Below are 12,670 nucleotides of genomic sequence, written 5' to 3'. Positions count from 1 at the left end.
TTTTTAGTGGATAAGCTGGTTAGTGGATCAGCTAGAAGGTATGGCCGGCGTCATCAGGCTTGAGCGAGTCGATGCCCAGTTCGCGGGCGGCCTGTTCAATGGAACCGGTTTGTGCCACCAGCGCCATAATCGCGCCGTTTACGATCTTCGCGCCTTTCTCATTGCCGGGAGCGATCATCATATCGAATTTCATCGGCTCTGACTCGGCTTCGGCACTGGATTTCATGGTTTGCAGCGCCCCCATCGACTCTTCGAACTGCTGGCTCAGTGTCTCGTTCAGTTCCGGGTTGAGCTCGGCAACCAGATCGGACAGGGAAGGACCTGTCAGTTCAGAGCCGTCAATCCGGGTGTAGCTGCCGGAGTAGATGTTGGCCACGCCCTGGCCGTTGTAGTAATGGGAGTTGTGGGTGTTGTCGCTAAAGCAGTCGTGCTCATCCTCGTAGGAATTGGCTTCCAGGGCGACTTTCATGCGCTCACCGGCAAGCTCACCCAGGGACAGGGAGCCCATGCCGAAGAACATTTTCTGTACAGCGGCATCCGGTGCTTCGGCGAGCAACTGGGAGCGATAGTTGTCTTCCGGGCCGGGTGCCCACTGTGCAACCATCCACTCCAGATCGGTGATCAACAGATCGGTCGCTGCATCCAGGTAGGCGGCGCGGCGGTCGCAATTGCCGTGGGTGCAGTCCTCGCCCTGGGCGTAGTCCGTAGCAGGGCGCTGTCCGGCGCCGCGATCGAAGCCGTGCAGGTCCTGACCCCACAGCAGGAATTCAATCGCATGGTATCCAGAGGCCACGTTGGCCTCCGAGCCTCCGATTTCGTTCAGCTCCGCCAGCAGGTCCGGGGTCAGGCTGGAAGCATCGACCGTCGTGCCGCCAATATTGATTTCCGTGCTGGCAATAATGTTTGCTGTAGCGCCCTCGTTGCCCAATTCGTACTGGTAGCCATCTTCCTTTACGTAATCAATCAGGCCTTCGTCCAGCGGCCAGGCATTCAGTTGCCCTTCCCAGTCATCAACCACGGCGTTACCAAAGCGGAACACCTCGGTCTGCTGATAGGGCACCCGGGAAGCCAGCCAGGCCTGTTTTGCCTTTTGCAGGTTTTCTTCGGTCGGGCTTTCCAGGAAGGTGTCTATTGTGCTGTCGAGGGACTGTGCGGCGGTCAGTGCGTCTTCAAAGTTTGCATGGGCCAGGTCGGCGTAGTGTTCCACGACATCGGATTTGCTGATGGCTTCTGCTGCCGCCGGCTCTTCGGCTGCCGAGGATGTGGATGCGGTTTCGTCGCCGCTACTGCAGGCCGTCAGTAGCGTCGCGGAGATAGCGAACGCCAGGGGAATGTGTGATGCGTTTGAGAGCAGGGCCATTTCGATGTCCTTTCGCTGTTAATTAAATAAAACGTATTGTTATTCGCATTATAGAGAGCGGGTGGGCGGTTGCAACGAATGTGAGAATGATTTTCAATTTTGTTGACTTGGCTGGGGATAGTTAGAAATGTTTGCCAACTCTGCTCCTGCTGTAGCCTAATGGTGCCCCTTTCGTCAGGAGTCTGTAATGCTAAGTTACCTCCACGCGTTTCATGCCGGTAATTTTGCCGATGTTCACAAGCACGCTGCCTTAACGCTTGCGGTCAGGATGATGCAGGCCAAATCGTCTGCTATCGCCTGCTTCGATACTCATGCCGGTAGTGCCAGCTACGATCTTGCGGGAGATAGGGCGCTTAAAACCGGTGAAGCCGCTGCAGGGATCCAGAAGCTTTGGCCACTTCGAGCCGAGCTGCATTCCGACGACTGGCAGGCCGTCCTGGCTGGGTTGGCCTCGGGGGAGGGGAAGGACGGGCAATTGGCGAGCTATCCGGGGTCGCCGCGCTGGTTCCTCCGTTACCTGCGGGAGCAGGACACCCTGACCGCCTTCGAGTTGCACCCCGCCGAAGGCGAAACCCTGGGGCAGTGGGCTGCCGGGCATTCCCGGGTCAAGGTCTTTCAGGAGGATGGATTAAAGGGGTTGCTTCGCCATCTGCCGCCCAGGCAACCAAGGTTGCTGGTGCTGACGGACCCTTCATACGAGATCAAAAGCGACTATGAAGAAGTGGCGAACACCTTGGCGCGAGCGTGGCAGAAATGCCGTCATGGCGTGTATCTGATCTGGTATCCGATTCTGGCGGGTTTCCCCCACAAGCGATTAAAGGATGCGGTGTCTGATGGGCCCGTGCGCAAGGTGTTGTGCAGCGAAGTTGCACTCAACCGGGCCCCGCAACGTGGAATGTCCGGGTCCGGAGTGCTGGTGGTGAACCCGCCCTGGGGATTCGACACCCGGCTTGCGGAGATGATGGATACGGTTTCCGGTGATCGCTGTCTGGGCCTGTCATCGAACAGCAGCTGGCTGGTGCCTGAATAGCGCTATTGGGCGGTCGTATCCGTTGCTGGTATTGCGGACTCTGTTGTGCTGACCATTGTCAGGAGTTGGTCCAGGATGGCTGCTCCACGCTCACCAGCCATACGTATATAGGCCTTGCGGGCCGGCCGGCTGGCCTCACGGAAGCGGTCCCGCTCATCCTCGGTCAATTCAACCACACGGATGCTGCTGTTTTCCTTGATGGTATCGAGACGGCTTGCATTGAGTTCAGCCTGTACCTCGTAAGCCAGCGGTGCGATCTCATCCATAGCATCTTCCAGCCAGAGTTTCTGGTCTTCGGGAAGGGCGTCAAACCACGACGTATTGGAAACCACGGAGGTGACAAATTGGGCAGGTCTGGCAAACGTCATCACACCCTGGACTTCATAGAATCCCATCTCTTCAATGGCGAAAACAGGGTTGGCCTGCCCGTCAATGCGGCGTAACTGAAGGTCGCTGTAGACCTGCGAAAAAGGAACCTGGCTGGTTGTGGCGCCATAGGTTCTATAGGTCTCTTCAGCGATGTCCGACGTCATGGTGCGGATGGTGAGTCCGTCGAAATCCGCGGGGCTCCGCAAGGGCTTGTTGGCGGTCCAGACCATCCAGCCCTCAGGTACGAAACCATGAAGCTTGAGGCCCTGCTCCTCGTAGGGCTCGTGGAACAGTTGCTTCAAATCATCGCTGGCGAGCACGCCACGATTCACTTCTTCGTCATCAGACAATAGATAATGGAGGGTGAATACGCCCACCTCGGGAATAACGTTGGCCAGGTGGCCGGGGGAGGCGAAAGCGAGATGGACTGAGCCTTCCCGGGCGAGATCCGTCAGTTCGAGTGACGTGCCAATAGAGCCATAGGGAAAAACATCAACGAGGATGTTGCCATCAGAGATACGCTCGATACGGTCCTTGAATTCAAGGGCATAACGGTGTTGTACGCTGCCTTCAATTTCCTCAAGGGCAAAGCGCCAGGTAACGGGGTAGGATGGTTTCTCATCATTGTCGCCGCCGGACGCCGGTGCCGGGCTGTCTGAACATCCTGCCAGGACAAGCATAACCGTCAAGAGCAATGGGGTTAGCCCGCGGCAGAATCTTCGCATGGTTTGTCTCCATTGGTCTCTACAAAATCATGCCGACAAGATACCACAATCAACGTTGATTATGGCCATCGCGACCTCGTTTGCAGAATCAAAAAGGCCCTGTCATAGCAGGGCCTGAAGCAACCAATGTGGGGAGACGGCTTACATCAGTGCATCAACACGATTCCGAACCTGGGGTTCACTGTTGTAAGCGGTTGCGATGGAATTATAAGTGGGGATATCCATGCCGGAATCCTCAATCTCTGTCACCATCTCATCGTTGGCTTCCATCTGTAGTTCCTGAGCTTTTTTCTGGGAATCAGCCGCTTCGATTTTTTCCATATACTCATCACGGATATTGTTGATCCCTTCCTGAGCCTCAACGAATTGCTTCAGTTCCTCGTCGGTAAAGTTGGTTTTCTGAGTGCCGGCTGACGCGGGGTCACTGTATCCGCCGTTGGGATTGGTCGCTTCGGGGCTTTGCTGGTTTTCCTGCGCCAGTGCGGGGCCCGCCGCCAGCAGTGCCAGGGATGCAGTCAGTGAAACGAGAAATTTGTTCATGGCGTTCTCCTTTTGCGTTGAAGGGACTGCACCGTGTCATCGAATGCAGTCTGACGTTGAAAGGAATGCGATTCCTCGAACGTTGGTGTTGCACAATCAAGCTCTGTGCCATCTTTTTTATCTTCAAAAAAATCATTTAAAACAATATCTTGATGGCTATTTGGTGTTACCTTTGAGTAATGTGCGTTGTGGCTAAATGTCACATGTGGCATACCTGTGTGACACTTTGTCGGAGCACGTTATGAAAACGCCTGTATCAAGAGCGCGGGACATGTTTCGCTCGCTGCGCCTGACCTTGGTGCTGAGCATGGTTGTACCGTTGATGGTATTCAGCGGCGTCGCCATTTATGTGGGGCTCGGTGCGGTCGAGCGTAATCTGAATGACCGTTTGCGGGAAGATCTGGAGCTTGTGGCCCGGGCGGTCAGTGGTCCATTGTCCCAGGCCATGTCCGATGGCGATGAAATTGTTCTGGGGGAGTCGCTGAAATCCATCTTCCGCATCGGCCGGGTGTTTGGTGCCTCAGTGTTTGATGAAGACGGGCAGCAGATCGCCAGCCTCGGTGTGGCGGACAGTGATGTTACGCGGAGCGACAGTGCCGAACGCGCGATAGCCAGTGGCAAGCTGGACGGAGCGTTTCGTAGGGTCGACGGGGTGTCAGTCTTCTCACAATTCACGCCGCTGGTTGCCCCGGACGGTCGAATTCAGGGGTTGCTTCAGGTAACCCGAAAGCGTAGCGATTTCCATGAGTTGGTGGCATCAAGCCGAATCTGGGCCGTCAGTATCTGGTCGGTGGTGTCGTTGATGGTCATTCTGGTGGTTGTTCTGGGGCACTATGGTGCCGTCGGTCGCCATGTCAGCCGGCTGTTGGAATTGATGGAGCGGATGGCCCCCGGCCGCTGGCAGATTGATGGACCTCCCGCGGGGCCGAGGGAGCTGAGACAGATCCACGAGGGGTTGCAAGACATGGGCGCCCGTATGGCGGTTGCGGAAAATGAAATCCGGGAGAGCGTTGAACGCGAGCGGGAACTGTCAGAGAAGCTGAAGTATCAGGAAAAGGTCGCCATGATCGGGCGGGTTGCCGGTGGCGTTGCCCATGAGCTGGGTGCGCCGCTGAATGTCATCCAGGGTCGCGCCAATATCCTTGGGCGGGGCGACCTGGCAGATAGCGACCGACGACACCTGAAGGATATCGAACATCAGGTCGAGCGGATGACATTGATTATCCAGCAGTTGCTCGATTGTTTTCGCCATGTGCCGGACTCCCGCCGGGAAACCGACCTGGCGGCGACGGCTCGCGATCTGACCGCGCGGGTATGCGACGAGCCCAAGTGCCATGGCGTTGAGATCTGTACCGATATTCCGGAGGCCAGCGCCGGCGTTCTGGCCGAGCCAACCCGTCTCGAAATGGCCTGCCTGAACCTGGTCCGCAACGCGTGCCAAGCGGCTCGCTCGCGGGTGATCGTGTCTGTTATTCCCCTCGACGGATACTGGGAGTTGCGGGTGGATGATGATGGCCCGGGTATCGATGATTCGCTGCGGGAGCGGATTTTCGAGCCTTTTTTCAGTACCCGTGCGGCGGGTGAGGGAACCGGTCTGGGGCTTGCGGTGGTCGGCAGTGTAATCAAGGAACATGGTGGTCGGATTGAGGTTGGCACGAACGCGAACGGCGGGTGCCGGATGTCAACGTTCTGGCCAGTGTATGAGAAACGAGTGGACTCGACGGAGGCCCATCATGAAAGCTAGGCCCGCTTTGATCATGCTGGTGGAAGACGACGCCAGTTTGCGGACGCTTCTGTCAGAGGAGCTTGAGGTGGATGGTTATGCGGTACGCAGTGCTGCAACCGTTGAGGAAGGCTGCAATGGGTTGCGGGAATGGCGCCCGGACCTGATTGTGTCGGACCTTCGATTGCCAGACGGCGACGGCCTGGCAATACTACGGAAGCTGCAGGCGGAAGGCCATTCGGTTCCCTTTATCATCATCACAGCCTTCGGCACGGTTGACCAGGCGGTAGAGGCGCTTAAGGCCGGTGCCGATGACTTCCTCACCAAACCACTGTCCACCGACCATCTTCGCTTGAAGATCAAGCGCCTGCTGGCCCATGCGGCGGTGACCAGTGAACTCGCACGTTACAAATCCCAGAGTGAAAGCGACAGTGCGCTGGGGCTGGTGGGCGAGAGCCGGGCGATGGAGCGTTTGAGGAACGAAATACGACAGGTGGCCCGTAGCCAGGCGGCCGTCCTGGTCAGTGGCGAGAGCGGCACCGGCAAGGAACTGGTCGCCAGGGCCATTCACGACGAGAGCGAGCGCCGGCAAGGACCGTTTATACCAGTCAATTGCGCGGGCATACCCCATGAGCTGATGGAAAGCGAGTTTTTCGGCCACGAAGCCGGTGCTTTTACCGGCGCAAAATCCGCCCGCAGGGGGCTGTTTGCCGAAGCGGATGGAGGCACGCTGCTGCTGGACGAAATTGGCGAGATGCCGCTCGCTCTTCAGGCGAAATTGTTGCGTGTGCTGCAGGAAGGCACGATTAAGCCGGTGGGTTCTGACCACGAAGAGGCCGTCAATGTGCGTGTTATTGCGGCTACCCATCAGGACCTGGTCAGGGCCGTGGAACAGGGTGGCTTCCGCGAGGACCTTTACTATCGCCTGGAAACCCTGACCTTGATGGTGCCGCCATTAAGGGAGCGGGATGACGATGTGGATCTGCTTGCCATGCATTTCCTGCGGGATTCCGCCCGGCGTCACCAGCGCGGATTCCTGCAGCTGGGCGAAGTGGCTGCGCGAATGTTGGCGGATTATCCGTTTCCCGGCAATGTCCGGGAACTGGCCAGCGCGATTGAACGGGCCGTGACCTTTTGCGACGGTGATGTGGTGTTGCCGGAACATCTGCCGGCCCGTATCCGCAAGCGCCAGACAGAGTCTGCTGAGGGCCGGCCGGTGCTGCCATCAGGAAACCTGGCGGATTGGCCCACGTTGGAGCAGGTCCAGCAGGACTATGTTGTGCGTGTTATTGATGCGGTGGAAGGCAATAAACGCCGTGCGGCCCAGATACTCGGGGTAAACCGGCGTACGCTCTATCGCTGGCTTGATGCGGAAAAGGACACTGCTCATGACTAACCAGAAACAGGCAATGCTTTACGGCCTTGGAACGGTATTGCTCTGGTCAACAGTGGCCACTGCGTTCAAGTTGTCATTGCGGGAATTGACCCCGGTCCAGATGCTGGTGGTCGCCTGTTCCGCGTCGGTAATAGTGATGGCGCTTATTCTGGTCGCACAACGACGGTGGCACCTGGTCTTTGAACTGTCGCGCCGCCAATATCTGCAGTCTTTCGGTATGGGGCTTATCAATCCCTGCCTGTACTACTTCCTGCTGTTTGGTGCGTTCGACCGGCTGCCTGCCCAGGAGGCGCAACCCCTGAACTACACCTGGGCGCTGGTGCTGGCCTACCTGTCGGTGCCCTTCCTGGGACAGCGACTGCGGCGTGCCGATATCATCGCCGGATTGATTTGCTACAGCGGGGTCGTCGTTATCGCAACCCGTGGCGATGTGTTGTCGTTAACGTTCTCCGACCCTCTTGGTGTGGGCCTGGCCATCGGCAGCACCCTGGTCTGGGCGTCCTACTGGATTATCGCGACTCGGGATACCCGGGATCCGGTGGTCGGTCTGTTCCTGAATTTTCTCTGCGGTCTTCCGGTGATCGTGGTGATTTGCGGGGTGACGGATGGTTTCGATTTCAACCCCACAACAGGCCTGTTGGCGGCCACCTACGTGGGTGTGTTCGAAATGGGAATTGCCTTTGTGCTCTGGTCCTACGCCATGAAGAAGGCGGAAAATACCGCCAGGGTGAGTAACCTCATCTTTATCTCACCGTTCCTGTCGCTGGTGTTCATCTATTTCATTCTTGGCGAGATCATTCTGCCATCCACATACGTTGGCCTGGTGTTGATCGTTGCGGGGCTGTGGATTCAGCAACGTAAAACCCGGGAGACAATGGCGAGGGCTTCATCGGTATGAGCCAGTGGTTCATCTACATGGTACGGACCGCCAAAGGGGCTCTTTACACGGGGATCACAACCGATGTGGCGCGGCGCTTTGCCGAACACCAGGCCGGTGCACCAAAAGGGGCCCGTAGCCTGCGGGGCAAAGGGCCCCTTGAGCTCGCATTTTCTGCCGAGACGACAGACAGGGCGACGGCGTCGAAACTTGAGTGGCAGATCAAACAATGGCCGCGCAAGCAGAAGGAAGCGCTGATTCGTGGGGAGGTTGTCCTCCCGGTCAACTCGACAGATGCTGGCGTATAAACGCGCCAGCTGTTTGCAGGGCCTCGGTGGCGCGGTCCAGTTGCCCCGCGTGGACCTGGAAAACGTGCCAGAGCCCGTTATAGATTTCCAGGCGTGTATCGACACTGTCACGGCTGGCCGCGTTCGCCAGGCGCCGGGCATCATTCAGCAGGATTTCCTGGCTGCCCACCTGTATCAGCAACGGCGGAAGGCCGGAAAGGTCGCCAAATACGGGTGAAACGAGAGGCTCGGACGGTGGTGTGTTGCCGCAGTACAGGCGCGCGGACTTGTCGATCCACGGCTTCTGTAGAACCGGCTCGCATTCAGGCGCGAAAAGGTGCTGGTGGGAAAGATCAGTCCAGGGCGACAGCACCATCAGCGACGAGGGCAAGGGCAGGCCTTTGTCGCGTAGGCGCATGGCCAGGGCTACGGCGAGTCCGCCGCCGGCTGAGTCGCCCGCGAGGCATAGGGTTGCAGGCGGATGCCCTTCGTCCAGCAAGGCGCGGTAAACCATTTCAGCATCGTCCAGTGCCGCGGGGAAGGGGTTCTCCGGTGCCAATCGGTAGTCGGGAGTAACCACCATCGCGCCACTGAATTTCGACAGGTGGCCGGTAATTCCCTTGTGTGTTTTTGGCGAGCCTATGATGTAACCACCGCCATGGAAATACAGTATGACCCCGTGAGGGTTGTCGCTGTGACAGGCCCGGGTGATCGAAAGCCCTTCTGCCTGGATGTCTTCAAACCGGGTGCCACGTGGCGGAATCGATGTCAGGTAGGCCTTGCTGATCAACCGGCGTTGCAGGGCAACGGGAATCGCGGGATGCAGCAGGGGACGAACGAGTCGGTTCATGGTCTGGCGCAGGCCGGCTTCCAGGGCGGTTTGTATCATCGGCAACTCCGGGGTTGTGGTGTGCTAATCTAAGCACCAAGCTTAGTGCAGACACACTGCTATTTTCATACCCATTCATGACAGGCGTTTAACTCTACGTGTACTGGAAAACAGATACCATAGAAATTCCGAACTGGGACAGGGCGTCGTTACTTGAGCGAATGTCGCCCTTCGAGCCTGAAAGCCAGGAACAACTCAGCGAGGATATGGTGGCCTACTGCCGGTTCTACGGCCTCGATCTCTGGGTAGAGCACCCGGAGGTCAGCTATCGCCAGGGTTATGTGATGGCGGACCGGCACCAAGTGATGGTCCACTATTTTCGCCTTCCGGATCAGTGCAAGCCCCGGGGCACGGTGTTTATCCTGCATGGCTACTTTGACCATGTAGGGCTATACAGCCAGTTGATCGACCGTTGCCTGGGTGCGGGCTTTGATGTGCTCGCCTATGATCAGCCCGGGCACGGGCTGTCCAGTGGCACACCGGCGGCGATTGGTAGTTTTCTCGAGTATCAGGCCGTGCTGACGGATGTCATGGCCAGTGTAAGGCGTCACGTGCGGGCGCCCTGGTATGCGGTCGGGCAGAGTACGGGCGGGGCTATCCTGATTGACTACCTGCTGACCAACCATCACGACCGGGAAACCTCGGATTTTCGTAGGGTGGTACTGCTGGCACCGTTGATCAGGCCGATGGGGTGGCTGGGTGCCAAAGTTCTGCACAGCCTGGTAAAACCCTTTATATCGCGATGGCGACGGGCGTTTGGGGCCAACAGTGGAAACTCGCGTTTCCTGAAGTTCCTCAGGGACTACGATCCGCTCCAGGCCAGGGCCGTACATGTGGACTGGGTTTCTGCATTACGGCAGTGGGTACCGCATATTGAGTCCGCCCGCCCGGTCGATTTTCCGATTACCGTGGTGCAGGGGGAAAAGGACCTGACTGTAGACTGGCAGCACAATCTGCGGATTATCCGCAATAAATTTTCCTCGGTGGAGGAACTCCGGATACCGGATGGGCGTCATCATCTAGTAAACGAAGCCCAGGATTTACAGGCAACCGTATTCAATACCATTGTGGATACGTTTGAAAACGACCATGACGGGTCTCTGTCTGAGGCCAGTTAAGGAAAGCCAATGGCGGCACCATGCCGCGAACAGTCATACCTTGGAAAGACTTTGGAGAATGCCGTGAAGAAAACGATTGTAGCTTTTGCCGTCGCCACCGTGGGTCTTGGCGGCTGTATGACATACGATCCTTACACCGGTGAGGAAAAAACCTCTAGCGCCACGAAAGGCAGCATTATCGGGGCCATTGGTGGTGCCGCCGTCGGCGCTGCAACCTCCAGCAGCAGTGACCGTGGCAAAGGCGCACTGATTGGTGCCGCATCCGGTGCGGCCATTGGTGGTGGTATCGGTTATTACATGGATAAGCAGGAAGCGCAGTTGCGCCGCAAACTCGAGGGTTCCGGTGTTCGCGTTGTACGCAATGGTGACGAAATTGAACTGGTCATGCCGGGCAACATCACCTTCGACGTCAACCAGTCCTCCATCAAGCCGTCGTTCAGCAACACGCTGGAATCCGTGGCGCTGGTACTGAAGGAATTCGACAAGACCATTATTCAGATCGAAGGCCATACCGATAGCACTGGCTCGCGGGATTACAACCAGTTGTTGAGTGAGCGCCGCGCTGGGTCAGTCAGGGATTTCCTTTTGAATCAGGGTATCGCACCCAAGAGGACCCGTGCGACAGGTTATGGCCCGCGCTACCCGATTGCCTCCAACGACACCGAAAGCGGACGTGAACAGAACCGTCGCGTTGAGCTGACACTGGTTCCCATGCAGTAATATCAGCACAGACTGATTGAGCGACTCCGGGTCATGCCCGTGTTCCGGAGTCGCTTCCTTCCTTTTCTTCTCCTTCCCCATTTTGCTTCCTGTCTCAACCTTCAACGTCTGCCTTTGTTCATTAAAGCTTGTTTATGAGAGCCGAATTGGCCTCATCTGACCTGAATCGCCCTTCAATGCATGGAACGGTGAAGGGGAATGTCCCGTGGTGGAACACAAGGCTCTATGTTGTCCGTTCCCGGTGAGCCTCAATCATGGAAAATGAGCAAATGGGAGATCTGCTTTGACAACAACGATCACAAAAACAATTGGTTTTACCCTCAGTGTTCTCTTGGCCGCCCCGGCCTTCGCAGAACTGTCGGATGGTGTCGGCCTGACGGGCACTTCGGAAGCCTCCGAATCCGCGCTTCAGCCGGGAGATCGCATACCGGGGCGCTATATCCTCACACTGGCCCCGTCGATTCCTGACATGCTGGGGCTTGCCGACCTGCAGGCAAGCGTCGAATCGCTTCTGGTGGCCGTAGGTGGTGGTGATATTCTGCATGTATACCGAACTGCGATGACCGGTGCGGCGGTCACGATGACAGAGCCGCAGGCAGCACTGTTGTCATCCCTGCCTGGCGTGCTGGCAGTTGAGCCCGACCAGGTTGTTGCCGCAAATGCGGTGACGCAGGGTGATGCCACCTGGGGGCTGGACAGGATCGATCAGCCGGTGCTCCCCCTGGATGAGCAATATAGCTACCCGTCCTCTGCCGGTAACGGAGTCAGTGTCTATATCATCGACACAGGTCTGCGGGATAGCCACGACGAGTTTGCCGGACGGGTGATTGAAGGCCGTAACTTTGCGGTGAACGATACGGGCTTGCTGGGGTTGGGTGGGTTGCCGTTGATCGGCCCGATCGTCAACATTGGTGGCGAGACTGACCCGGAAGACACCACAGACTGCAATGGTCACGGGACCCATGTCGCCAGTACCGCAACTGGCACCGTCTATGGCGTTGCCAAGAACGCATCCATCTCGGCCGTGCGGGTGTTGGATTGCTCCGGTGCCGGTTCTAACGCGGATGTGATCGCAGGTGTTGACTGGGTGGCTGAGAACCATCAGGCGCCGGCCGTTGCCAATATGTCCCTTGGTGGAGGAAATTCAGACGCTCTGGACGATGCCGTGCGTGGTGCGATAGAGCAGGGAGTGACGTTCGTCGTGGCCGCCGGTAACAGCGATGCTGACGCCTGTTCCGGCTCTCCAAATCGGGTTGCATCAGCGGTAACCGTAGGAAGCACTACCCGCGAGGATCAACGATCGTCGTTTTCCAACCACGGAGAATGTCTGGACCTGTTTGCCCCGGGGTCTGACATCACCGCGGCCTGGTACCAGGAGGACGATGAAGTAAACACCATCAGCGGGACCTCTATGGCATCGCCACACGTAGCGGGCAGCGTTGCCCTGATCCTGGGGGCTGAACCCGATCTGTCACCGGCATCGGTCAGCACCAGGCTGGACGAGCTGGCGACCAGAAATGTACTTGGGAGTATTGAAGAGGGCTCTCCCAATCGTCTGCTAAGAGTGCCGCAGTAATGCTTAAGGGCCGGAACGATCCCGTTCCGGCCATTTATCGTTGTGCGCCAGGCATGGCGC

General features: G+C 57.6%; 12 protein-coding genes. 8 read left to right on the top strand and 4 right to left on the bottom strand.

The genetic code is table 11. From position 1 onward, the window contains the following. Positions 1-31 precede the first annotated feature (31 nt). Positions 32-1,360 (bottom strand): imelysin family protein, encoded by a 1,329-nt coding sequence (locus B2590_RS14045; protein ID WP_286810281.1) that lies wholly within the window; start codon positions 1,358-1,360, stop codon positions 32-34. Positions 1,361-1,547: 187 nt separating this feature from the next. Here B2590_RS14045 and B2590_RS14040 point away from each other — a divergent pair, with 187 nt between their 5' ends. After that, the gene (locus B2590_RS14040; protein WP_036209582.1) at positions 1,548-2,390 is read left to right on the top strand and encodes a 23S rRNA (adenine(2030)-N(6))-methyltransferase RlmJ; all 843 of its coding nucleotides are present in this window, start codon (positions 1,548-1,550) and stop codon (positions 2,388-2,390) included. 2 nt (positions 2,391-2,392) lie between these two features. Here the strand turns inward: B2590_RS14040 and dctP are convergent, their stop codons facing one another. After that, entirely contained in the window at positions 2,393-3,484 is a 1,092-nt protein-coding gene (dctP, locus tag B2590_RS14035; protein ID WP_286810279.1) for a TRAP transporter substrate-binding protein DctP, read from the bottom strand. A 141-nt stretch (positions 3,485-3,625) separates the two neighbouring features. Further along, on the bottom strand, positions 3,626-4,024 hold the full coding sequence (locus B2590_RS14030) for a DUF4168 domain-containing protein (RefSeq protein WP_126811944.1): 399 nt from the start codon (positions 4,022-4,024) through the stop codon (positions 3,626-3,628). 241 nt (positions 4,025-4,265) lie between these two features. Between B2590_RS14030 and B2590_RS14025 the strand changes: the two genes are divergently transcribed. Genes B2590_RS14025 through B2590_RS14010 form a run of 4 tightly spaced genes read left to right on the top strand, consistent with a single transcriptional unit; the run spans position 4,266 to position 8,328 of the window. Then, positions 4,266-5,768, top strand: coding sequence for an ATP-binding protein (locus B2590_RS14025; RefSeq protein WP_226909943.1), 1,503 nt, complete (start codon positions 4,266-4,268; stop codon positions 5,766-5,768). After that, positions 5,758-7,143 carry a sigma-54-dependent transcriptional regulator gene (locus B2590_RS14020; RefSeq protein ID WP_091640904.1) on the top strand — a complete coding sequence of 462 codons (1,386 nt, stop codon included), beginning with the start codon at positions 5,758-5,760 and terminating at the stop codon, positions 7,141-7,143. Before B2590_RS14025 ends, B2590_RS14020 begins: the two co-directional genes overlap by 11 nt. Continuing rightward, positions 7,136-8,041 (top strand): DMT family transporter, encoded by a 906-nt coding sequence (locus B2590_RS14015; RefSeq protein ID WP_036209597.1) that lies wholly within the window; start codon positions 7,136-7,138, stop codon positions 8,039-8,041. The genes B2590_RS14020 and B2590_RS14015 overlap by 8 nt, the downstream gene beginning before the upstream one ends. Beyond that, positions 8,038-8,328, top strand: coding sequence for a GIY-YIG nuclease family protein (locus B2590_RS14010; RefSeq protein WP_036209599.1), 291 nt, complete (start codon positions 8,038-8,040; stop codon positions 8,326-8,328). Before B2590_RS14015 ends, B2590_RS14010 begins: the two co-directional genes overlap by 4 nt. Here the strand turns inward: B2590_RS14010 and B2590_RS14005 are convergent. Beyond that, a complete protein-coding gene (locus B2590_RS14005) occupies positions 8,303-9,196 on the bottom strand; it encodes an alpha/beta hydrolase (RefSeq protein ID WP_213479529.1) in 894 nt (297 codons plus the stop codon). The two genes, B2590_RS14010 and B2590_RS14005, sit on opposite strands and share 26 nt — an antisense overlap. A gap of 98 nt (positions 9,197-9,294) precedes the next feature. On the opposite strand from B2590_RS14005, the gene B2590_RS14000 reads away from it, so the two are divergent. The 3 genes from B2590_RS14000 (at position 9,295) to B2590_RS13990 (ending at position 12,610) form a co-directional block, all read left to right on the top strand. Then, a complete protein-coding gene (locus B2590_RS14000) occupies positions 9,295-10,314 on the top strand; it encodes an alpha/beta hydrolase (protein WP_036209603.1) in 1,020 nt (339 codons plus the stop codon). Positions 10,315-10,377: 63 nt separating this feature from the next. Further along, entirely contained in the window at positions 10,378-11,034 is a 657-nt protein-coding gene (locus B2590_RS13995; RefSeq protein WP_036210301.1) for an OmpA family protein, read from the top strand. A gap of 283 nt (positions 11,035-11,317) precedes the next feature. Then, the gene (locus tag B2590_RS13990; RefSeq protein ID WP_198324912.1) at positions 11,318-12,610 is read left to right on the top strand and encodes a S8 family peptidase; all 1,293 of its coding nucleotides are present in this window, start codon (positions 11,318-11,320) and stop codon (positions 12,608-12,610) included. The last annotated feature ends 60 nt before the right edge of the window (positions 12,611-12,670 follow it).

This window comes from Marinobacter sp. UBA3604, from assembly GCF_002375325.1.
Classification (GTDB): domain Bacteria; phylum Pseudomonadota; class Gammaproteobacteria; order Pseudomonadales; family Oleiphilaceae; genus Marinobacter; species Marinobacter salarius.
The sequence above is the reverse complement of the archived record's forward strand: the minus strand, read 5'-3'. Positions and strand labels throughout refer to the sequence as shown.